Below are 23,022 nucleotides of genomic sequence, written 5' to 3'. Positions count from 1 at the left end.
CCGATGGCGGATTGCAACAGTGTCACAATCCGCCATCGTCGTATGGAATTGCCGACCCGCCGAGCTTTGCGCCTTCAAACTGCCTTGTCGCAACTCGGACAAGACCGCTGGGACACTACCCGACAATCACGATCACAGGCATCACGGGGTCGGATGCCGTTGTGGTAGCCGTAGGCGGAACGGTTGGTGGCACGCTAGGGGGCACCGTTGGCGGAACAGTCGGCGGCACGATAGGGGGAACCGTTGGCGGGACGGTCGGAGGCACGGCAGGTGGCACTGTTGGGGGGACGGTCGGCGGCACCGTCGGCGGCACCGTCGGGGGAATGGTCGGTGGAACGGTCGGTGGAACTGTTGGCGGCACGACAGGGGGCACCGCTGGCGGAACGGTCGGCGGGACTGCCGTACCGGTCCCGGTCACCACGGCCGTACTCGTGATATCCAGCATCGATCGGCTGCTGCGGATGGTAATCTTCGGGCTGAAACCTCCCGTCGGACTAGCCGCGGCATACGTGTGCGTCCCCACCACGTCAAACACCTGGAATGTGCTGTTATAGGTGATAACACCGCTCGACGTGGCCGTACCGTCTCCCCAATTGATCGTCGCGGTATAGTCGCTGGCGGCGGGCATTGGGGTTGTCGCACCCACGGTCAACGTCACGAGCGGGTCGGGCGTGAACGAACCGACCAGGGCGGTCACCGGCTGACCGGCGGTCGCGCTGATGATCCGGCTGATGCCAGTGAACACCGGACCGGTGTTTCCCGGTGCAACCGGGGGCACCGTCGGGGAGACCACAGGTGGAATGGCAGGTGGCAGCGTCGGCGGTACCGTACCCGTCCCACCAGTCGTCGTGGTTGTGTATACGGTGCTACGGGTCAGGCTCATGTTGCCAAACCCCCAATTGCCATTGGCCTCCTGACGGAACTCGCCGCCGTAGTTCACGGCGTTACGGTTGATGTTCAACTTGATTACGCCCGTCCCGGCCGTCCGGCCCGCAGCCGCGTTACCGGTGCCGGCGGTCGTTGGCGTGACGATGAGGGTCATCTCGTTCCATTTCACCGCGCCATAGACGTTGTACGTGCCGAGCTGGTCGATCGTCATCGTGCCTTGCAGCAGGTCACGGTCCGTGTCCGACGTGATGTTCAGGGTGACGTTGTATGTTTCCAATGCCGACCACTGGCCGATCGTGCCGTAGTGCTGCTTCACCTCCGGCGTAAACCGCAGGGACGTCGTCCCGGAATACATCCCTTGGTACATCACTTCGCCGGCGGTGGACAAGACCTGGGGCGGCGGATTGTTGCCTACCGGGGCCGACAACGCCTGCGCAGTACCCGCCGGAGCCGGTGCCGCAGGAACCGTTGCGGGCAACGGTGGAGTGACACTCGCATCCCCGGTGCGACGCACAAGGCTCATGTTGCCGAAGCCCCACACGTCAGTGCCGTTTTGCAGCGATTCCTGTCGGAACTCGCCTCCGTAGACCAAGCCGTCCCGGCTGATCTTCAACTTCGCAACGCCGGTTCCGGACGCATTCCCGCTGGTGCCGGGGATGGCAGAAGTCGGTGTCAGCACCAGGGTCATGTCATTGAACTTGACCACACCCGTTACGTCGTAGGTGCCGACCTGATCGACCACCAGGGTGCCCGACAGTCGGTCGGCACTGTTTTCGCCGGTGATGTTAAGCGTCACGTTGTAAGTTTGCGGTGCCGACCAGGATCCGATCGGCCCGTAGTGCTGCTTCACTTCCGGTGTAAACCGTAGGGTCGTCGTGCCGGTATAGCTGCCAGCGAATCGAAGCTCCCCTTCGCTGCTGAGGAACTGCGAGGGTGGGGCATTGAGATTCGACGAGCTGAACCCCACCGCCGAGGGTTGCGCCGTCGCAGTCGCGCTCATTGCGCCGATCGCCCGGGCTGATTCGTCTGTCGCCCGCAGCTTTACTTTTGATCGGAACCCCTCGGAAACGTTCAGCATAACGCCGTTAAGTACCTCGCCGTTCTTGTTGATCTTTCCGCTCATCGAGCCGGTCACATCGCCGGTGAACGTGACGGAGTAGCGCCGGCCGGTTTCGAGTTGACCACTGAATTGAATGTCACTCGACAGGCCAGAACCGGCAATAACTCCGGAGATTCTTCCGTCAGCCGATGGCGTCACACTGAGTACGATGTCGCGGGGCGGGCGCGCGGGCTGATCGGCATATTGCTTAAACTTCATCTGCCCGCTGTAGCTAGCCTCTGACAAAGCAGCGGCGCTGCCGTCGGCGAGCAGAGCTGAGGTATCAAGCCCGGTGACCGACAAAAGGCACCGGTCTTCCATTCTTTCAATCGCGGCGCGGGTCGAAACTGCGACGGCTCTGCGGACCTTCTTGGACGAAGGAGTGTTGGTTGCGGACATGGGGGGTTCCTCAAAAAAAAATCGCCTGCCGAGCAGGACATGACTGACGAACATTGCGTCAGCACCGCCAGGGAAACAGTCGGTAGTTGGCGCGGAGTGCTCGCCAAGACGACCGACGGAATCCTGTAATGCAGATGGCGTACCGCCGGGCTTATGAGATGAACCATGAAATCAGAACCATGCGCATCGCAGTCCGGGCTCACCTCGAGTGGGGCGAGCGACCTCGTGCCATTGTTCTGCTTGGTTGGGAGGCAGTGAAGGCCAATTGTCCCAGATGAGGGCGACCGAGAGTCCGACTTGGAACGATTGTCGCACCAGACGGCGACAAAACGGTATGAACTGCTCTGCTTGCAGCGATAATACGTACATTGGCCGCCAAGTCAGACGGAACTTTTGCTTGGCGGGTGGTTCGTGTTGAGGTGAGGGTCTCACCGCGCAGCACTTATGCGGCGGAAAGTCATGCGAGGATTCTGCAAGGCTACAAAGGCTTCAGAACGCGTGTGTCCGTGCCTACTCCCCTTTAAGATTCTTTGTCAATTGCGTGTCCTTCTCGACCTGTGTGGACCAGACGAAAAACTTGGCGTCCTTCGGAACCGGCGTGATCGGGAACCGCGACTCGCCGGCAATCGCCATCAACTTGCCGTTATCTTCCAGCGAAAACCCCAGAAGCTCTCCCTCGGCGACGGTTCGTTTGGTTCCCTCGATCGCATAACGCGTTCCATCCAACGTGGTCGACCACTTGACCTCGTAAACACCACCGGGCTCGGCGGGGCGGAACTTGAAGGGCTTGCCCAGCTCGTAACGTGCGTGCATCCGCTCCTGCATCTTGGTACAGCCCGTGGTGAACGGACCGACACAAACCAGGAGCAGCAGCGCAATCTGAATGGGGCGTATCCGGAGAGCAATCATTGATGACTCCTAAGTTGGGCAACACCCTACGCACGGCGGCGCGGTAGCGTAGCATAAGTCGGTAATCCGGGAATTGGCGTAATGCCCATTTGCCCGCACGCCATTCGACCATGATAGCCTTGGTAGCGCTCATACCCGGTCGGGCGGGCAGACCACCCGCCGGATCGGGCTCGGGGATCGCACGAGGCGTCCGCCTCAAGTAGCCTTCGCCAGATGTCCCAGATGCAAGGCCAACCTCCGCCCAAACCCACCCGTGCGATGCTTCTGGCCGCCCACGGGCTTGAAATCAATGACCTCATCGCCAACGGCCTTCGCGTCCTTTTTTGTGGGATCAATCCCGGACTCTACTCCGGGGCCACCGGCCATCATTTTGCCCGCCCGGGTAACCGTTTCTGGCCGGCTCTGCACGTCGGCGGCTTTACCCCTCGCCTGATGCACCCGTGGGAAAAGGCAGAGCTGCTGGGCCTGGGGCTTGGAATCACCAACTTCGTCGCCCGCACCACCAACACCGCTGCCGAACTGACGGACGAAGAGATCCGCGCCGGCGCGGCACTGCTGCGTCGAAAGGTTCGCCGCTACGCGCCGCGCGTGCTGGCGATTCTGGGCATCGGTGCCTATCGCATCGGATTCGGTTGCAAGGAAGCAGCCCTCGGCCTGCAGGACCAGACGATCGGCAGCACGCGGATCTGGGTGCTTCCCAATCCGAGCGGGCTCAATGCCCACTACACTCCTGCGTCATTGGGCCGACTGTTTGGCGAGTTAAACGCCTTCATCGTTCAGCAGGGATAGTGGGCACCTCACTTCACCCACTGCCCGTACGCCATCCGCGTAAACACCGGCGAGCGCAGGAAGCCGCGGCCCCACTTGTCGTCCAGGTCGGCCAGTGGGGCGAGCTTCGACACCTCGTCTAAAGTCATCTTCTTTTCGGCCAGCGGAGCGAGGCGATCGCGAACCAGGTTGAGCAGGTCGAGCTGCGTTTGGATCATAGCCCTATCGCCGACCGGACCGTGTCCGGGGATGATCGTCGTCTTCTCGTCGCCAACGGTTCGAAGCAGTTTCGTCGCGGCAATCATGCCGTCGAGCGATCCACCGGTGGCGCGGTCGATCACCGGGTATCCGCCGCTGACCAGGAGATCGCCGGTGTGCAGGAGGTTGCGCTTTTCGAAGTAGGCGACGGCGTCGGTGTCGGTATGGCTGGCGGGAAACTTGATGAGCCGAACCGGTTCGGCACCGGCAAAGAGCGTCAGTTTCTCTTCGAACGCCACCACCGGACGGGCCGTTTCCGGCGTAGGCTCGACCGTCATCCCCAGGTCGGCCAGGTTAATGGTTTCGCCGAGCCGTTGCCTGCAAGCAGCCGTGCCGACGGTTGTAAACCCTGCGGCTACGAATGCCGCGTTCCCGCCGGTGTGGTCGAAGTGCCAATGGGTATTGAACAGCGTCTTCGACTTGGCGTCGGGGGCGAGCTTCGTGACCAGGCCGATCAGTTCGGCGGATCGGTGCGGTATGCCAGCGTCGATCATCAGCATGCGGCCTGCGTCGAACCAGACGGCTACGTTGCCACCAGCCCCGGCGAAGACGACCAGGTCGTCGGCCATCCTCACGGATTCGATCTTCCCGCTGAACATGACCGGCTTGCTCGCCGGCGCGGGCTCGGCCGACATGCCAACGCCAGTGGCGAGGCCCACGCAAGCCAGAGAAACGGAAGCGAGAATTTGACGTCGCGACGGGGTATGGCTCATGGCGACATGAAATGCCGCAGGAGCCTTAATGTCAATCGGCACGAGGCGGCACCGACGTAGACCGACGACGGAACTCATCCAATGCGATCTAAAAGCACGCTAAGAGGCGGAGGCATTGAAGCCAACAGAGGTTAAACTGCAGCGGCAGAATGCCGCGACCGCCGCCAATGGCGCGCAGTCCCGGGCACCCAATAGACGGCAAAAAACTCTCGTGAGGAACTCATGGAAACCCCAGTAGGCCCGCCCCCTTCCCCATTCCTGGTCTTTGAAGCGATCAACGCCTACCACCGCACCGCGGCCATCAAGGCAGCTATCGAACTCCAGGTGTTCACCGCGATCGACAACGGGCGACGATCCGCGGCGGAAATTGCCGCGGCTTGCGGGGCAGCGGAGCGCGGGGTACGCATCATCTGCGACAACCTGGTGGTCTACGGCTTGCTCACCAAGGACGGCACCCAGTATGGCCTGACGGCGACAGCCAAGACCTTTCTCAGTGGCAACTCGCCGGCATACATGGGCGGAGCGATCCAGTTCCTGCTGTCGCCGACCATCATGCTGGGCTTCGACCGAATGACCGAAGCTGTCCGCCGGGGCGGGACGGCGATCCCCGAATCGGGGACGCTGGCGCCCGAGCACAATGTCTGGGTCGACTTCGCCCGGGCCATGGCACCGATGATGATGATGCCGGCGCAGCAGTTGGCCGAGACGGTGCTGAAGGTGAAACCGGGCCCGATCGCCGTGCTGGACATTGCCGCCGGACATGGCCTGTACGGGCTGGCGGTCTGCAAAGCGAACCCGGCATCGCGGTTAACGGCGCTCGACTGGGCGAACGTGCTGGAAGTGGCCACCGAGAACGCGGCAAAGATCGGCTTGGCCGACCGGTTTACCACCATCGCGGGCAGCGCATTCGACGCCCCGCTGGGCGGCCCTTACGACGTCATCCTGCTGCCCAACTTCCTGCACCATTTCGACCCGCCGACCTGCGTCGCGCTGGCCAAGCGGCTCAAGTCGGCGCTAAACCCGGACGGCGTGGTGGCGACGATGGAATTCGTTCCTAACGACGACCGCGTCTCGCCGCCCGGAGCAGCGACCTTTTCACTTGTGATGCTGGCGAGCACACCCTCCGGCGATGCCTACACGTTCAAGGAGTACGAGCAAATGTTCGCTGACGCAGGCTACAGTTCGAGCGAACTGCATCGATTCGAGGGTGCCCCCCACGCCGTCGTCCTGACGCGGCCATGAACGAAAGGCTACTCGACAATAGTCGCCGACCGGTGGAAACCTTATCGGAACCCGAACCTTGCAAACGACGTTTTCGGCGAATTGCGCTTTACTTCGGGACCGCGTATTAGCGACACTAGGGCAGGATGTTGGATGTCATACAGCCGGGGGCATCACTGGCGGTTGACCCTGACGAGCTTCCGGACGAGCCGGTGGTATCGACCGGCATCGCTGCGCGCCGCCCGCGAGGCGGCCATCCGGGGTTGATTCACCTCGTGCGCGAGCGGCTGCTGTCACGCTGGCCGGAGTACCGGCAGTTCGGACCGGGTTTTGGCGTGAGCGGGTTTGACGTCGTCGGACTTCACCATGCCCGGGACGGCACGGAACTCCAACCACACCTGGACCGGCCACCGTCAGACTTCCTTTTTGCCGCCGAGGACGACGCCCACCATCCGGACGAAGTCTTCCGATCGCTGCGATGGGGCGGACAGTTCGTCTACGTGTCGCGGGATCATCGGCGCGCGCAAGCGATCGTCGAGCCGTTCATCCGCCGGGGCTTTGAAGTCTCGGCGACCGGATCGTTCCGCAAACCGATTCTGGGATTGGTGCTGCCGCCTTTCTCTCGGCCAATTCACTATGTAGTCGCCCGCAAGGTAAACCTCATCCTGCCCCGCGAGGTAAGCGAGCGATTCACCTACCATGTTCATCTGAGCTTCGATCCGAGCCTGGGTAAGCACGTCGTGGTAAAGGAAGTCCCCAGCGTCGAGCGGGTGTCGGCGCGGCTGCGACACAAGTTCCCCGACGCCTCGGCCGAGTTGATCGATCGGCGGGCGAAGAAGTTCACGGAAAAGGTTTTCCCGCTGTTCCTGACGCGCGAAGCCGCAATCCTGAAGCTGCTGTCGCGCGACCTGCCTGAAACCTACCGCGGCCGAGTTCCCCATCTGATCGACATGGAACAGGACGGCCGCGGGTTTGTTCGCCGGATGCGGATGAGCTGGCTCCGCGCCGCCCCGCCCGGCGGGCGGCCAATCAGCCAGCTCGAGTTCGCCATTCAGTCGGCCGACCTCCTGCGGGCGATGCACGACGAAGCCCGCATCATCCACCTGGACCTCCGACTGGATAACATGGTCATCACCGACAACGGCGTCGGTTTTGTCGACTTCGGGTCGGCCGTCCGCATCGGCGAAAACATCGAAGGCAATCCCCTCCTGAACACCATCTTCGACGAGCTCATGCGGACCAGCCAGATCCAGCGGATGCTCGAGAAGATGATGGTCGGCGGGATGGTGACGAACCACATCCTCAACGAGGCCTACGGCAAGGTCGACAAGGGTGTGGACTTGTTCTACCTCGCGCTCCAGATCAACAAGCCGCTGTCGAACCCCGACTTCCGGGGGCTGGTGAAGTTCGACAAATCCAGTGCCGAAGCGCAGAAGCTGTCGGTGTTGACCGAGGAAGTACTCAAGCCCCGCGATCCCACGCATCCCACGTATCGCACCGCCGCCGACCTGCTGGCCGGTGTGCGGTCACTATAGATTTTCCCAGCGCCGCCCGATCTCGCGCCGACATTCCCACGACTGCTGCCTGGACTTCAGATGCTGCCGGGACTTCAGATCAGTGAACCCGCTTGCGCCGTCAGACCTCAACGTCTTTCACTCCAATCCGCCGAACGAACCCGAGATCGCCGAACGAACCCGAGACCAGACACGCCGGTGTCTAAGCGTACTCGCGAAGACCCGGATTCCGCGCCTATGTGATGGGGCATCCGGGTCTTCGGCGTACCTCAGACCCGGCGTCGAGTCCGCCGAACGAACCCAGCGCATCCCTCCTTTCACTTCTTCCTGCCGAACGAACCCAAGCCAGCGTTCACCGCCGGTTTAGCGGTCGCACCGCAGGTGCACTCTTCCCGAGCGACCTCGAACGCCGCCAAACGAACCCGAGGCGATCGTGCCTTCGCCAAACAAACCCAAGGCGACCCTCCCGACACGCTGTCCGTGACACGGCTTTCCAAGCACAACTGTCCGGCATTTCGACGCCGTGACATTCGCAAGATTTCGCTCTTGCGCTTTCTGATGCCGCGTGGCATAGTTCGCGCCCGTGGCGGTCCGTCGTCCATCCCCGCAGCAGCAACCGACGCCGTCGGACCGACGTCTGGCCGTGCGCCGCTCCGGGAATCTCCTCGACGAACATCTCCATCGTCTGGCGGCGCTGCCGGCTCACGGCAACACCATCCTCGGCCGCGACCAGTTGGTCAAAGGCCTGCTCCTGTCGTTCTTCGATCCCATGGCCCGATCGCTGCGACGCATCGAAGACTGCGGCGACTTCCAGGGCGATCTGCGACTCGACAAGCTGGCACGCTCGACCACCGCCGACGCTCTTGCAGCGTTCGACCCTCAGCTGCTCGTGCCGCTGATCGACGACCTGCAGCAACGTGTCCCGAATCTCGGCGACGCCGACGGCCTCGAAGGGATCACCCGGCAGATCATCGCCGCCGACGGCACTTACATGACCACGCTGTGCGATGTGGCCTGGGCGATGCGCCAAAAGAACCGCGACGGCGGCGTGCAGGGACAGGTCCGCGCCAACGTCCAGCTCGACGCCGGCAACTGGATTCCCCGCGTGCTGACCGTCAGCGGCGACGACGGGCATTCGGAGGCCGCGGCCTTCGCCGCCGACCTCCTGCCCGGCGTGCTGTACGTCGTGGACCGCAACTTCGTCGAGTTCGGCTTCCTCGGCGCCGTCCTGGACAAGGGCAGCGACTTTGTCGTTCGTATCAAATCCAACCAACCGGCGATGACGGTGGTCCAGACCCTGCCGCCGTCGGCGGCGGACGTCGAGGCGGGCGTGATCGCCGAGGAAGTGGTGAGACTTCCCGGCCGCGACGCGCCGGCGGGCCTGTTCCGCTGCATCACCATCGAGAGCACCGACCGATCGGGCGAATCCCAGGCACTGCGGCTGCTGACCAATCTTCCCGCGGCGACGGTCGGGGCTCACGTCGTCGGCGCCGTTTACCGGCTGCGCTGGCAGATCGAGCTGTTTTTCAAGTGGCTCAAGACCTGGGCGGGAATGGACCACCTGCTGAGCACCAGCCGCAATGGGATCACCACGCAGCTGTACATCGCGGTGATCGCCGTGCTGATGATGTACGTGCAGAGCGGCTACCGCGTCAGCGTCTACGCCCTGGCGGCGCTGGGCCGCGTGGCCCGGGGCCAGATGTCGATCCAGGAGGCGATGGCGGTGATCGCCAAACGCGAGCGAGAGCGTTCGCTGGAACGAGCGCGTCAGGCCCGGCTGCGGGCACGCAAGAAGCTGGCCTGAAGCCACGACGTTCCCGCACACCCTGATCCGAGGGTGACGCCGCCGCATGCGCGCCATCAGCCGCGATCGCAAGCAAAGCCGAGCGACTCTGGTGAAATGAGGATGTGCCAGGTCATGGCTCACGCTGGAATTGGTAAATTGCCGGACAGTTGTGCTTTCCAAGCCGTGCGAGCGACGTCACACACCAGAACACGTCCATCCTCAGCTCACGCCTGCCGAACGAACCCAGCCGACGTTCACCGCCTGTTTAACGGTCGCACCGCAGGTGCACTCTTCCCAAGCAACCTCGAACGCCGCCGAACGAACCCAAGGCGATCGCCCCTTCGCCAAACGAACCCAAGGCGCCCCTCCCGACACGCTGTCCGTGACACGGCTTTCCAAGCCGTGCGAGCGATGTCACACACCAGAACACGTCCATCCTCAGCTCACGCCTACCGAACGAACCCAAGGCGACAGTCCGCGTTTGTTTAGCGGTCGCACCGCAGGTGCACTCTTCCCGAGCGACCTCGAACGCCGCCAAACGAACCCAAGGCGATCGCGCCCTCGCCAAACGAACCCGAGGCGTACCTTCCCGCGTTCGCCTCCCACCTGCCGAAACAAGACCACTCGGCCCGATCCGCCCGCGCGCACAACGCTCCAAAGGAGCCGCACACGAAGTAAGCGGGAACGGCGCAACAGCATCGACGCCAACGACGCGATACTCCGCCCCACGCCTGCTTACTTCGTGCGCGGCTCTTTCGAGAAGTCACCCGCGCCGCCAGACCGTCCGAGTCGACACCCCATGCCACGACCGCGGCGAGCCACGCGACCCGCCGACCGAACCCCATCATCCACCACTCACGCCACCAAAGTCCGACACCCCGGCCGACGACGGATCACACCCGCCACGACCAGGCACCAGGCAGCAAGAGTCAACCCCGGCCGAACCCCCGAAAGGCGTCCGACCCGGGCGGAAGCATAGTACGGTATATGTTAAGTGTCGGGCATCAGAATTGCAAGCAGAAATCCGCCGAAATCACGCAACGCCACGCAGTTCTGGCGCTCAGCCTGTCCGCCCCCGTTTGCTCCGACCCAAGGTCCAAATCGGCGAGCGGACGGCGTATGCTCTGCAGGTCTAAATAGGCGTCCTCGATTCGCGCCCATTCGCGCCCTGGGACCGCCGAGCGCTTGCTCGGCATCTTGAATAGCCGAGCAGGCGCTCGGCGGACCCAGGGCGCGAATCGCGGTCGGGTATTCAGACACGGCAGGTCCTGACCCTGGCCGATGCCGACGGCCCCAGCTTCGGCTCAGTGCCAGACGGTGCGCCTGACCGACGAGCACCCGTTCTACCGCACGGCTCCCGCCGCCGGCGGATCGGCCGACACGCCCGGCTGGACCCCCGCCCGCTCGCTGGCCGCCGGCGATGAGGTGCTCGGCGATTCCGGCGTCCTGACCGTCGTCGCCAATGCCGGCGAGGCCCACCGGCAAGGCGTGAAGGTCTACAACCTGGAGGTCGAGCAGGCCCACACGTATTTCGTCCTCGCCGAACACGCCCCGGACGGGGCGGATGCGGTTTGGGTGCATAATGCGACGTATGCGGACAAGCGCATTCAGAAGGAGATCGCAGCGGAGGTCCGACTCCACCCAAGCGAGTTCGCTGCGAATGATGCCGCACATTTCAGGGCAGCCAACGAAGGACTTCTTAACCTCGTCGAGACAAACGAACGGATGTATCGAACTCGGTTCGGAAACGATTGGGTCGACGAAGTATTGGATGGCTTTACGCCCAAGGGCTGGACGTGGCATCATGCGCTAAAGTCACAAGCCAATGGCGAAGCTGGTTGGCTTCACTTGGTGCCTACTGAATTCCATCAAATAAATTATGGTATCATGCATCCGGATAACTTTGGTGGCTATTTTGAGTGGGCGATCCTCGCAGGGGCACCTCAGCGTCATTAGAATTGATAGGACAACCAATGCGAGACATAAATGAACTCGGCCCGCGACCTTATCGTCAGAGTTCCCTCGGACCTGTGCGGGAAGAGGAGATCCAAGCCTTTGAATCTCATTATTCTATTTCACTTCCGACATCTTTTCGGAAATTTCTGTATGCGTTGAACGGTGGTCGGGTTCGATTGAGACGTTATCCAGATCCAGTAGAAGGGTACGGAGAGATCAACGACTTCTATGGTCTCGGTCGAAAAGCAGCAGACGACGAGCACGCCTTGGTAAATGGCTGGGATATCGGAAATCTCTGGGGGGAAGTTCGCCGACTACAGCAGCGACTCGGCAATGGCGTCATGCCGTTTGCTCGGGATGCTGGAGATAATCAGTTATTCATTGATTTTAGAAGTCCTGTACCATCTGTTCATCGGTACGTCGCTGAAACAAATACAACCTATCTCGTTAGTCCGTCTTACGAAGAGTTCATCGACTCACTTCAAGAGGTGCAGCGATCTCCTGGTGCACCGGTGCGACAAGCACGTCTTGGAGGCGCGCTGACAGACGACAATCCGCAGTAGTCCGTTCTCCGAAGTCTTCTTAAAGTTGCGCCGTAAGGAGATTGTGGATTTTCGGGACGCCATCATACTGGTCGTCAATGAGCGGTTCGACGACGGTAATCGTGTGACGACTCAGTACGTCGCGTAGCAAACGACGGCTTGACTGCACCTCGTCACCCGCGGCGACGGCGAGATGGGCCACGGCGGCGGGCAGACGCTCCTCGCCCGCGACGAGCACGATCCCGACGCCCCGCTGGTCCGTCGACGCATCGTCCGCACCTACGAGCGGACGGCGTATCGTCTGCAGGTCTCGACACGGTGTGTCCTGACCCTGACCTACGCCGACGGCCCCAACTTCGGCTCCGCGCCAGACCCTGCGGGTGACAGGCGTACACCCGTTCTACCGCATGGCTCCCGCCGCCGGCGGAGCGGCCGGCGTCCCCGGCTGGACCCCCGGATCGCTCGCTGGCCGCCGGGAATCGGGGATACGGTTGCGCCTGCCTGGCCGTTGCCGCCCGTCGACAGACCTGGGCTCTGTCTCAGAACGGAACTTCGTGTGCCATGCCCACGCTGCCGTCCGACATTCGAAATCCAAAGCCGCTTCCCGCGTGGGCATGCCGGGTGGCGAGATGACGTCGCTCGCTCATGCCCACGCGGGACGCATTCGTCGAGTTCGAAAGCGACAGACGGGCGTGGGCATGGCACACGAACATGGTTTCGCGACAAAGCCTGCGGCATGCAACGCAGCCGGTCGCGACCCATCCCGTTGTCGCTTCCGGCGTTTCGGCAGTGGCGGATGTGGACAACGTCAAGCCGCCTGCGATAGGGGTACTGAAGTCCGCGCCCAAGACTACCAAGCCGCTTGCGATGACGCCGTCGAGACTGGCGGTGGGGAAGATATTTGCCGCGGCGGAGAAGGCAGCCACGGCGACGCCGACATCTGCGCGATTCGTGCCTAACCCGGATTACTCACCAAGGAGTTCGTCATGAGGCCTTTGGCCTCTCACCGAGATGATGAAAAGTGACGTCGTCACGAACAGGCCCGAAGGGCCGAGATCCCATAGCCCAGGGCAACGCCCTGGGTTTGCCGGGCCGAGTGGTTGGCCTTCCCCACGTTTGGTGGGCGCGGGTTGGGTTAACTGCGGCTCGCCTCGAACGATTCGGGGCTCTGATAGCCTAACGTGCTATGCAGCCGCTTTCGATTGTAGAACACCTCGATGTACTCAAAGATCGACTGCCGGGCCTCCGCCCGCGTCGCATACCTCGTCCCTTCCATCAGCTCGCTCTTGAGCGTGCTCCAGAAGCTCTCCATCGTCGCATTGTCCCAGCACTCGCCCGGATCGCTCATGCTCACCACCATCCCGTGCGATTGTAACAAATGCTGGTAGTCCTCCGACGCGTACTGTACTCCTCGGTCGCTATGGTGCAGCAGGCCCTTGCAAGGCTGCCGCTGCGCGATCGCCATCTGCAACGCCTCGGCCACCAGCTCCGTACGCATGTGCTGCGTCATCGACCAGCCGACGATCTTCCGCGAGTACAGATCCAGCACGCCCGCCAGGTAAAGCCAGCCCTCAGCGGTTTCGATGTAGGTGATGTCCGCCACCCACTTGCGGTCCGGACCCTCGGCGGCGAACTGCCGGTCCAGTACGTTCGTCGCCACCGGCTGCCCGTGCCCGCTGTCGGTCGTACGCGGCACGAAACGACGCCGACCTTTGGCTCGGATCTGCGCCTGCTTCATGATGGCAGCGACCGTGTTCTCACACACGCTTTGCCCCTCGCTTTTGAGCACCTGGTAGATCCGCGGGCTGCCGTACACCTGGCGGTTGGCCTCGTGCACGTCGCGGATCCGCACGAGCAGTTCCTGACGCCGACGCTGTCGCTCGCTGTCGGCACGACACCTCCAGGCGTAGAAGCCCGAGCGCGTGACCGACAACACCCGGCAACACGCTGCCAGCGGATAGTCGTCGAGCGTGCTGGCAATGAAGGCGAACCTCACTCCTGCTGGCTGGCAAAGAACGCCGTCGCTTTTTTTAGGATCTCACGCTCCATTCGCAAACGCGCGTTTTCGGTGCGCAGCTGCTGCAGCTCTTTGGCCATCGCCGCCGGCGAGGCCGAGTCGGGATCGGCCGTGTACTTCTCGATCCATTCGCGGATGCACTTGGGATCGACGCCGAGGTCCTTAGCCGCCTGCATTACCGATCGGCCCTGCTGGTGCACCAGCTTGACGGCACCCAGCTTGAACTCACGAGTGAACTTCCTACGACGCATGGCCAGCTCCTTCGGCAGGAGGGTATCCTGCCCAGTGAGCGCCCACCAAACGTGGGGAAGGCCAGATTACGGCCCTTTGGGCCTGCATACCCGGCCGTCGAGCGCTATTTTCGGAGCAGGTACGGAGTTCACGGAGAGGAAGACGGAGAGGAGACTTATGAACGTCTTGAGCCATTGATTCGACTTGCAGGTTGCGCCAATCACATTCGGGCAGATTCTCCGTGATTTCTCCGTGTTCTCAGCGTCCTCCGTGGTGGACCTGCATTTTCGGGCCTAAACTCGCAAGCGGTGGAGCCGGTTTTGCCGTCAATCTCTGCTTCGAGACCGATCGATTGGCGGATCGGCACGATGGGATTCAGCTACCCGGACTGGCGGGGACCGTTTTATCCCCAGGGACTGAAGTCGGGGCACTGGCTCGAGTTTTACGCCCGGTATTTCAACACGGTCGAGCTCGACACAACCTTCTACGCCGCCCCCACGGCCGAGCGAGTCAGGCATTGGCGATCGGCCACGCCGGAGGATTTTCGGTTTTGCCTGAAGACGCCGCGGGCGATCACCCACGACAACCCATTGGCCGCGGGTTTCGATGCGATGCGAAGCTTCGTCGACGTTTGTCGCGGCTTTGGCTCTAAGCTCGGGCCGATCCTCATCCAGTTCGCACCGAGTTTCGAAGCCAGCCAGTTCGACGCCGTGGATCGGTTCCTGACGGCGTTGCCGGAGGATGCGCGGTTCGCGGTCGAGTTCCGCCATCGCAGTTGGGGAACGGCCGAGACGCTGGAGATGATCCACCGGCACCGCTGCGCGTTTGTCGCCGCCGAGTACCGTTCGCGGCCGGCCCGTGCTTTTGCGACGGCGGACTTCCTGTACGTGCGCTGGATCGGTGAGCACGACCGGTATCCGACGCACGAACGAGAGATCGACGATGTGAGCGACTCGCTCGCCTGGTGGAAGCGCACCATCGACGCGGCGGCACCGAAGGTCGCCAGCGTCTGGGGATTCTTCAACAACGACTACGCGGGGTATTCGATCGGCACCGCCAACCGCTTGAAGCGGCTGATCGGAATGCCGGTAACGGAACCGGCACGGGTTGCGGGCGAGCCGATGCTGTTCGGATAGAAGGGCCGGCCTCCTTCCACCCGAACTCGGCCGTGTCGCCGGATAACCAACAGTTGCACCCGGGAGCAGCCGACTACTTCGCAGCAGCGGCGGGTTTTCCGAAGAAACCGAGCCCGCTCAGCCAGGCTTCGCAAGCCTTCGGCCAGGCGATCGTCTCGGGAGGCCTGCCCATGCCGTAGCCATGGGCTCCGGTCTTGAAGCTGACGATGGTGAAAGGCACACCGCTCTTGGCCAGCGCCTGGGCGAACAGGAAGCTGTTTTCGATCGGCACGGTCTTGTCGTCGGACGAATGGACGAGGAACGTCGGCGGGGTGTCCTTGGTCACCTGCTTCTCGTTGCTCATCTTCTCCACCAGCGCGGGGTCCGGCTCTTTGCCCAGCAGATTGGTCCGCGAGCCCTTGTGCGTGAACGGGTCCGTCATCGTGATCACCGGATAGATCAGAACGGCGATGTCGGGTCGGCAGGATTGCTTATCGATCTCGTCGCCGTCCTGCTTGCCGGTGTCGTAGTGGGTGGCGGCGGTGGATGCTTCGTGCCCACCGGCCGAGAAACCGAGCACGCCCACGCGCGTCGGGTCGATTCCCCAGGACTTGGCATTGTGCCGGACCATGCGGATGGCGCGGTTCACGTCAAACTGCATGGAGGGATGCTTGTACTTCGGTCCCAGGCGATAGCGAAGAACGACGCCGGTCATTCCCAGGGAGTTCGCCCATTCGGCAACGGGCTTGCCCTCATGTGCCGCCAGGCCGCCGTAACCGCCACCAGGACAGACCACAATCGCGCCGCCGTTGTTCTTGCCTTCGGGCGGCGGGTAAACGGTGATGGTCGGGACGTCGTTGGACGGCTTTTCGCTGGCTTCCTTTCCAAGCGCTCCGGGTGCATCGCCATCCCAAAGGCGGAGCGTCAGGGGGTCGGCGGCTCGGGTCATCGTGGACACCAGGCAAAGTCCAAGGGCAAAAGCGACGGCGGTCAGTTTCACGGTCGTCCTCCTACGCGGAAATGTCGTACGGCAACGGCTGTCTGTGGGTCGGTATTATGGCTCGCCGCCAGAAAATCGAAAGAGGACCAGCGGTCGGGTAGATCGGGTCCCCAGGGCAATCGCATGTGCCCATTGTGGTGCAGGCTTTAGCCTGCATCCGAGCATGTGCAGGCTGAAGCCCGCACCACAAACGCCACCGCGCATATTCTAGTCAGGCACATGCGATTGCCCTGATCGGGTCGCAAACACCTCAGGGCATCTTGAGGTCTTTGAACTCGAACGGAACCTGCAGGGCGCGCGTCTTGGTCGGAATCTCCCAAACAACCCGGGCCGGCTCGCCGGACTGTCGCCCGTCTTCGGGTCGGTGGGAGGTTCCGAAGCTGACGGTGATCTCCGTCCCCGCGCCGCCACCACCGCTGCCGAAGCCATGATGATCGAGGGGCTGGCCTTTGGAATCCACGACCTTGAGCTGGCTCATGATGCTGTTCTGAAGGTCGTCCCAGGCCGGGTGTTGATCGTTGCCGGCCATGCTGATCTTCAGCTGCCAGTTGTCGCCGACCTTCTGCAGTTCGCCAAACGTCATGGGAAGGCCCTTGAAGGTGCGGGTGGTGCCGCGCAGGGACTTCAGCGGGACGTCAAGCTTTTCGCTCTCGACCTGGACAGTAAACGTCGCCGAGCCGCGCAGCTTTGCGATCTTGCGTCCCGGGTTCTTGGTGGGGTACTTGAGCCAAGCCGACAGCGAATAGGATGATTCGGCACCGAAATTGGGACTGATGAAGTCTTCGTCGCCGGCGAGATCGATCTGCTTGTCGGGAAGAAGAGAGTTGCCATGGTCGTCAACCACCTGATCGAGCTTGGCGATGGTTGTCGCCGACAACACCTTCAATTTCGGCTCCGCCAGGACGGAAAACTGGATGTTGAAGTCCTCTTCGGTCGCGGCATCGGCCTGCAGAAGGTCAATGGATTGCGATCGATGAATCTGCGTCGCGATGACCATGAACGGGCCGGAGATCGCAAAGCGGCTTGCCGATGACTGCCCTTCGGAGGCTATCAGCCGGGGTTCGCCATTGATGCTGCCGACTTCCACCCCCGTGTCGCGAGCCAGTTGACGCATCACCACCCAGTAGGGCTGGCGTTCGACGTCGAGCGTGACCTTCTTTCCGGCGGCCTGATCCGTCCAGAGCGTGTCGGGGAAGGGCTTCAGCACGGCAAAGGACTGGCGGCCCAGCTCCTCGAACGCCTTCTGCGCCGGTACGTCGGACAGATGCAGTGTGATTTGCGAAGGGCCAATCAGTCGGTCCTCGGCGATCTGCTTCAATGCCTTGGCGGCTGCAGTCCTGGCTTCGTCGAGTGGGGCATTCCGCTGGACGTCCGTCAGCGCTGCGACAGCATCCTCGCCCAAGGCAATCAACGACTGCTGAGCCTTGTCTCGCTCACGCCAATCCGCGGACGACAGCTTTGCGGCCAACGCGGCCGCCTGCGGTGTCGGTTTGGTGGCCGACGGTGCCGTTGTCGGGTGCGTCGCTGGGCGAGAATCGGGCGTGTCGGCGGCCCCGGCGATGAGCGCAGTCACGAGGCCGGCGAACAAACTGCCGGCCCACACGAGACGTCGGTCACCTGCGGCCCGGATGCTGGTGGAGATCGTTCGCATGACGACAAGTGTACACCAACGACGCCCCGCCGACGCCGATTTCCCGCCAAATCAACCTCGGCGGGCGTGACCATTTTTCCGGGCGGTATGGAACAAACGATGTTTGTGCGGCGGAAATGCAGGCTGAAAGCCCGCACCACAATGGCCGACTTCCACTTCCAACATCGATGTACCTAACATGCCTGCATGATTCAGCCCTCTCGTGTGCAGGTGATCGGCGACCGCAAGACGACGCCAGGGAAGTATGTCCTTTACTGGATGCAACAAGCCGAACGGGTTCGGTTCAATCACGCGCTCGAATACGCGATCGACCAGGCCAACGACTTGGACTTGCCGCTCATCGTCTGCTTCGCGGTCATGGACGACTACCCCGAAGCCAACGCGCGTCACTACCAGTTCCTGCTGGAAGGACTGCGGGACGTCGAGTCGGACTTGAAGGAACGGGGCATCCGATTTGTCTGCCGACATGGGCCGGCGCCGAAGGTCGCGATCGAGTTGGCGAAGGACGCCGCGATGGTCGTCTGCGATCGCGGGTACACCCGCCATCAGCGGCGCTGGCGTGACGATGTCGCCGACCATGCCGGCACGCGTGTGGTTCAGGTCGAGTCGGACGTTGTCGTGCCGGTGGAGACGACGTCGCCGAAGCAGGAGTTCGCCGCCCGGACGATCCGCCCGAAAATTCACAAGCTGTGGAAGACGTTCCTGGTCGGCCTCACGCAGCGCACCTTGGAGCACGAGTCGGTGCGTATGCGGGTGGCCGGCGATATCGACCTGTCCGACCCGGCCGCCGCGCTGGCGAAGCTGAAGGTCGATCGGAGCGTCGGACCGACACCCTTTTTTGAAGGGGGGAGCCACGCGGCGCAGCGCAAGCTCAAGGCGTTCGTCGCCGGCAAACTTCAAGGCTACGCCGAGGGTCGCAACGAGCCGGCGGCCGGGCACACATCCCTGATGAGCTCACACCTGCATTTCGGGCAGATTTCTCCGCTGGAGCTGGCCCTGGCGGTCGAAGGCTCGGATGCGCCGCCGGAGGATCGCGACGCGTATCTCGAAGAGATGATCGTCCGTCGCGAACTGGCGATGAACTACGTGTATTACTGTCCCCATTACGACGGCTACGAAGGCCTGCCCGCCTGGGCAAAGAAGACACTCGCCGAGCACGAGAAAGATCCGCGTAGTCCCGTCTATACGCGGGCCGAGTTGGAACAGGCCCGGACGCACGACGAGTTCTGGAACGCCGCCCAGCGTGAGATGACGCTGACCGGCTACATGCACAACTACATGCGGATGTACTGGGGAAAGAAGATCCTGGAGTGGACGCCCTCGCCGAAGCAGGCATTCGAGACGACGCTCTACCTCAACAACAAGTACTTTCTCTGCGGTCGCGATCCGATCAGCTTTGCGAGCGTTGCGTGGATTTACGGTCTGCACGATCGCCCCTGGGGGCCGGCGCGAAAGATATTCGGCCTGATTCGCTATATGAACGAAGCGGGTTTGCGGCGGAAGTTTGATATGCCGGCGTACGTCCGAAAGATCAACGGGCTGGGAACCCGTTAAAGCCCAGCAGGGGTCGCCGATTGGGTGAGACGATTCAAGTTGCAGTGTCGGATGCACCGCTTTGGCTGCGATTCGCAAACCCTACGCCGAGTTACTTCAGCGGGCATCCCAGTGCTTCGGTCAGTTGAACCTTCACGGGCTTGCCCGCAAGCAACTGGCGAACGGCATTGGGAACGAATCGGGTGACGGCTTGATCTGCGTTCCGATTGTCATCGAACGCGCCCCGGTAACGAATCTCACCCGCCGCATCGATGACCAGAAATGTGGGCGTGCAGGCAATGCTGTAACGCCTGGCGACGGCACGGTCGGTATCGATCACGCTGACGAACGTCTGGCCAGCCGAGGAGGATCTGGCTGCGATATCCGCAGGAGGAACCGGCGGGAACTCGGTATGGATTGCCACGAAGCGAACCCGCGAATCGCCACTGTACTGCCGCTGAAGTTCGGTCAGACGCTGGTCATAGTCGTTGCTGACGGGGCATTGGCTGGAGCAGAAATACGCGACCACGATGGCGCCACGCTGGTCGGACAGGCGGAACACGCCATCACACGCCTGCGAGTCGCCGGCGACGATAGGCAGCTCGAAGTCCGGCGCTGCTTCGCCAGGCTGCGACGCCAGCATGCGCCGGTCGTTCACAGCGTGAGTCGCCAGCACGGCGATACAACTGCCCGCCAAAATAACTGCGCTGGCCAGGCCAAGCCTGGCCACCCATGGGGCCGATTGCATTATTCCTCCGCTTCGCCACCGGTCGTCAAAACAAGCCCCTCAAGGTCAGGGCAACTTCTTCGACCGATGCTCCTCGCGACGCTACCGCAACACTGTTAAGAGATGAGTGACCTTCCACTGTCGTTACTGAAAGTCACGAATCGACGCGCCAACATTCAAGCCCACGTGGTCAGTCGATCCTGTATCAGTATACCCCTGCGCCGCCCATGCAAAATCGAAATCCAGAATGGGGATAATCCTATCTACTATTACCGGACAATCGCTCACATGGAGGCCGCCGGATCGATCAGTCGAGCCATCTGGTAGATCGTTGCTAATGCGGGAGTCGCAATGTTGAGCAACTGTGCCCGGCGGAGCGGTTCGCCCAGAATCGCTTCAATTTCGAGGGCCCTGCCGGCCCGGCGGTCTACCTGCATGCTCGAAAGATACGCGCCCATCGTCGCGGTGTGCGTGACTTGCCGCTCAATCGTGTCGGCTGGCAGCGAGACTCCCTCAGCCGCAGCTATCGCGATCGCTTCCTGCATGAGCTGACGGACCAGCGTCATCCCTGCGTCGGTGGAAAGCAGTCGGTCGGTTGCGAGGTCGAGCACCGCGCCCAGCCCGTTGAAGGGAATGTTCCAGACGAGTTTCTCCCACCGCCCGCGACGCAGATCGTCAAGCACATCGCAACGCACGCCGGACGATCTGAATAGGTCGGCGATCTGCTCGACCCGAGGCACCGGTTGTGCAGAGGGACGGCCCGGCCGGATGTAGTCGCCGACTTTGACGAAGCCGTGATCGATATGGTGGATGACGCCAGGTGCGGTGCGATGAATGCAGACGAACGCCATCCCGCCGACAACGCGCTCTTCGCCGAACAGGTCGGCAAGTTGGTCTTCGTTCCCGAGTCCGTTCTGGATCGTCAGCAGGATGGTGTCGTCCTTGAGCATCGGTCCGATGAGCGACTCGTACGCGCCGTTGCCGGTCGCTTTGAGCGCGATCAGGACGAGGTCGGGCTTTGGCAGGTCGCCGGGGTCGCGGTAGATCTTGAGCTGGTCAGGCGGGATGGAGAATCCCTGCTCGATTTCGCTTTGCACACGAATCCCGCCGGCCCGAACGGCTTGGTAGTCGCTGCGAAGCAGCAGGTGGACATCATGACCAGCACGAATGAGCTTTGCGCCGTAGTAGCCGCCCACCGCGCCGACACCGACGATCGCGATCACGGGCTGGGCCGGAAGTTGAAGGGTGGGCATAGATCGTCCTCGCCGGGAAACCGTATGCGAGTTGCCCGGAGTCCTCAACCCGGGTGACGCCGGGAGGTAAGAGGCCGCTTGATAGTTCGTATAATGTACGGATACAATCGGCTGCGGCGTGAGCGTCGCGAGTCCTTTGCAAAGTGGGCGGGAAGCGACGTGACCCGAGGCCTTCCGTAACAGGGCCTGCCCGCTTGCTCCGTGCGCGGCTCACTCAAACTCGAACTCGAAACGCCTGCAGATTCGGACGAGTCCAACCAATGTCCCGCCCGCTTCCCGTCATCTCCGGCCGAGCCGCACAGGCTAACCCGCTCAACCGGTTTGAGACGCTCAAATTCGATCGCGAGATGGAGCATTGGGAACATGATGCCGAGGCGATTGAAGAACTCGGCAAGGTGCCGACGCAGTATCTCGTCGATTCCACCCGAGCCATCCTCGCCCGCAACGACAGCCCGGACATCGGTTTTTCCGTCAGCATTAATCCCTACCGCGGCTGCGAGCACGGCTGTATTTACTGCTACGCCCGACCGACCCACGAATACCTCGGCTTCTCGAGTGGGCTGGATTTCGAAACCCGCATTATGGTCAAGCCGAACGCGCCCAAACTGCTCCGCGAGGCGCTGGCCGACCCGAAGTACGAACCCGACTGCATCGCGATCAGTGGCGTCACCGACTGCTATCAGCCGATCGAGCGGCAACTCAAGATCACGCGCGGTTGCCTCGAAGTCCTGCTCGAAGCCGGCAACCCAGCCGGCATCGTCACCAAGAGCGCGCTGGTCACGCGGGATATCGACATCCTGTCGGAGATGGCGAAGAAGCAGCTCATCGCCGTCTACATCTCGGTGACCTCGCTCGATATCGAACTGAGCCGCAAAATGGAGCCCCGAGCGCCATCACCCAAACGCCGACTCGAAGCGATCGCGAAGCTGTCGGCGGCGGGTGTACCCGTCGGGGTGATCACCGCGCCGGTGGTGCCGGGGCTGACCGATCATGAAGTCCCCGCCATTCTTAAAGCCGCCGCCGACGCCGGGGCGAGGTTCGGCGGATACGTCCCGCTCCGTCTGCCGTTCCAGGTGAAGGACCTTTTTGCCGACTGGCTCGAGCAGCACTTCCCCGACCGCAAAGACAAAGTCCTCAATCGCGTCCGCGAAATGCGCGGCGGAAAACTCAACGACAGCAACTTCAACACCCGCATGACCGGCCAGGGTGTCTGGGCGGACGAACTGCGAGGGATTTATCTCCTGGGCCACCGCAAGGCGGGCCTGGGCAAGTCGCCGCCGCTGTCGATCGATCACTTCAAGCGCCCGGCGGTCGGACAACTGCTGTTGTGGTGAACTCGGGCTTGGGGAAGGGAGTCGTTTCGGCGGGTCAGGCTTCGCCTTTAGACGGCCGACCGGTGACGTCGTACCGTCTGGCCCCTACGATGGGACAACCAACCAAGG

At 62.4% G+C, this 23,022-nt stretch carries 17 protein-coding genes; 9 read left to right on the top strand and 8 right to left on the bottom strand.

Annotated features, from left to right (window positions below):
* Positions 1–115: 115 nt before the first annotated feature.
* On the bottom strand, positions 116–2,386 hold the full coding sequence (locus tag IPV69_RS15835; RefSeq protein WP_206290659.1) for a hypothetical protein: 2,271 nt from the start codon (positions 2,384–2,386) through the stop codon (positions 116–118).
* 510 nt (positions 2,387–2,896) lie between these two features.
* Positions 2,897–3,295, bottom strand: coding sequence for a hypothetical protein (locus IPV69_RS15830; RefSeq protein ID WP_206290658.1), 399 nt, complete (start codon positions 3,293–3,295; stop codon positions 2,897–2,899).
* Positions 3,296–3,517: 222 nt separating this feature from the next.
* Here IPV69_RS15830 and mug point away from each other — a divergent pair, with 222 nt between their 5' ends.
* Entirely contained in the window at positions 3,518–4,084 is a 567-nt protein-coding gene (gene mug / locus IPV69_RS15825; protein WP_390884416.1) for a G/U mismatch-specific DNA glycosylase, read from the top strand.
* An 8-nt stretch (positions 4,085–4,092) separates the two neighbouring features.
* Here the strand turns inward: mug and IPV69_RS15820 are convergent, their stop codons facing one another.
* Positions 4,093–4,980, bottom strand: coding sequence for an MBL fold metallo-hydrolase (locus tag IPV69_RS15820; protein WP_206290656.1), 888 nt, complete (start codon positions 4,978–4,980; stop codon positions 4,093–4,095).
* Between the two features lie 276 nt (positions 4,981–5,256).
* On the opposite strand from IPV69_RS15820, the gene IPV69_RS15815 reads away from it, so the two are divergent.
* The 5 genes from IPV69_RS15815 to IPV69_RS15795 all read left to right on the top strand — a co-directional run bounded on the left by IPV69_RS15815 (position 5,257) and on the right by IPV69_RS15795 (position 12,074).
* Positions 5,257–6,276 (top strand): methyltransferase, encoded by a 1,020-nt coding sequence (locus tag IPV69_RS15815; RefSeq protein WP_206290655.1) that lies wholly within the window; start codon positions 5,257–5,259, stop codon positions 6,274–6,276.
* A gap of 125 nt (positions 6,277–6,401) precedes the next feature.
* Positions 6,402–7,790, top strand: a complete 1,389-nt coding sequence (locus IPV69_RS15810) for a phosphotransferase (protein WP_206290654.1) — start codon at positions 6,402–6,404, stop codon at positions 7,788–7,790.
* A gap of 622 nt (positions 7,791–8,412) precedes the next feature.
* The gene (locus tag IPV69_RS15805; protein ID WP_206290457.1) at positions 8,413–9,573 is read left to right on the top strand and encodes an IS4 family transposase; all 1,161 of its coding nucleotides are present in this window, start codon (positions 8,413–8,415) and stop codon (positions 9,571–9,573) included.
* Positions 9,574–10,872: 1,299 nt separating this feature from the next.
* The gene (locus IPV69_RS15800; RefSeq protein WP_206290653.1) at positions 10,873–11,511 is read left to right on the top strand and encodes a polymorphic toxin-type HINT domain-containing protein; all 639 of its coding nucleotides are present in this window, start codon (positions 10,873–10,875) and stop codon (positions 11,509–11,511) included.
* Positions 11,512–11,528: 17 nt separating this feature from the next.
* Positions 11,529–12,074 carry an SMI1/KNR4 family protein gene (locus IPV69_RS15795; RefSeq protein WP_206290652.1) on the top strand — a complete coding sequence of 182 codons (546 nt, stop codon included), beginning with the start codon at positions 11,529–11,531 and terminating at the stop codon, positions 12,072–12,074.
* A 1,114-nt stretch (positions 12,075–13,188) separates the two neighbouring features.
* Here IPV69_RS15795 and IPV69_RS15790 read toward each other — a convergent pair.
* A protein-coding gene (locus IPV69_RS15790) for an IS3 family transposase (protein ID WP_390884410.1) occupies positions 13,189–14,327 on the bottom strand; the annotation gives its coding sequence in 2 pieces (ribosomal slippage) (positions 13,189–14,069 and positions 14,069–14,327; 1,140 coding nt in all).
* 342 nt (positions 14,328–14,669) lie between these two features.
* Here IPV69_RS15790 and IPV69_RS15785 point away from each other — a divergent pair.
* Positions 14,670–15,437 (top strand): DUF72 domain-containing protein, encoded by a 768-nt coding sequence (locus tag IPV69_RS15785; RefSeq protein ID WP_206290651.1) that lies wholly within the window; start codon positions 14,670–14,672, stop codon positions 15,435–15,437.
* Between the two features lie 73 nt (positions 15,438–15,510).
* Here the strand turns inward: IPV69_RS15785 and IPV69_RS15780 are convergent, their stop codons facing one another.
* Both IPV69_RS15780 and IPV69_RS15775 read right to left on the bottom strand, forming a co-directional pair.
* Positions 15,511–16,416, bottom strand: coding sequence for an alpha/beta hydrolase (locus IPV69_RS15780; protein ID WP_206290650.1), 906 nt, complete (start codon positions 16,414–16,416; stop codon positions 15,511–15,513).
* A 250-nt stretch (positions 16,417–16,666) separates the two neighbouring features.
* Positions 16,667–18,067, bottom strand: a complete 1,401-nt coding sequence (locus IPV69_RS15775; protein WP_206290649.1) for a hypothetical protein — start codon at positions 18,065–18,067, stop codon at positions 16,667–16,669.
* A 186-nt stretch (positions 18,068–18,253) separates the two neighbouring features.
* Between IPV69_RS15775 and IPV69_RS15770 the strand changes: the two genes are divergently transcribed.
* Positions 18,254–19,621 carry a deoxyribodipyrimidine photo-lyase gene (locus tag IPV69_RS15770; RefSeq protein WP_206290648.1) on the top strand — a complete coding sequence of 456 codons (1,368 nt, stop codon included), beginning with the start codon at positions 18,254–18,256 and terminating at the stop codon, positions 19,619–19,621.
* A 91-nt stretch (positions 19,622–19,712) separates the two neighbouring features.
* Here the strand turns inward: IPV69_RS15770 and IPV69_RS15765 are convergent, their stop codons facing one another.
* Together IPV69_RS15765 and IPV69_RS15760 are read right to left on the bottom strand one after the other, a co-directional pair.
* Positions 19,713–20,348 carry a redoxin domain-containing protein gene (locus IPV69_RS15765; RefSeq protein ID WP_206290647.1) on the bottom strand — a complete coding sequence of 212 codons (636 nt, stop codon included), beginning with the start codon at positions 20,346–20,348 and terminating at the stop codon, positions 19,713–19,715.
* 263 nt (positions 20,349–20,611) lie between these two features.
* On the bottom strand, positions 20,612–21,580 hold the full coding sequence (locus IPV69_RS15760; protein ID WP_206290646.1) for a 2-dehydropantoate 2-reductase: 969 nt from the start codon (positions 21,578–21,580) through the stop codon (positions 20,612–20,614).
* Between the two features lie 260 nt (positions 21,581–21,840).
* Here IPV69_RS15760 and IPV69_RS15755 point away from each other — a divergent pair, with 260 nt between their 5' ends.
* A complete protein-coding gene (locus tag IPV69_RS15755; RefSeq protein ID WP_206290645.1) occupies positions 21,841–22,914 on the top strand; it encodes a PA0069 family radical SAM protein in 1,074 nt (357 codons plus the stop codon).
* The last annotated feature ends 108 nt before the right edge of the window (positions 22,915–23,022 follow it).

Origin of the sequence: Humisphaera borealis (genome assembly GCF_015169395.1) — a bacterium.
Lineage (GTDB): Bacteria > Planctomycetota > Phycisphaerae > Tepidisphaerales > Tepidisphaeraceae > Humisphaera > Humisphaera borealis.
Note: the sequence above shows the minus strand (reverse complement) of the source record. Positions and strands in the feature narration are given on the sequence as shown.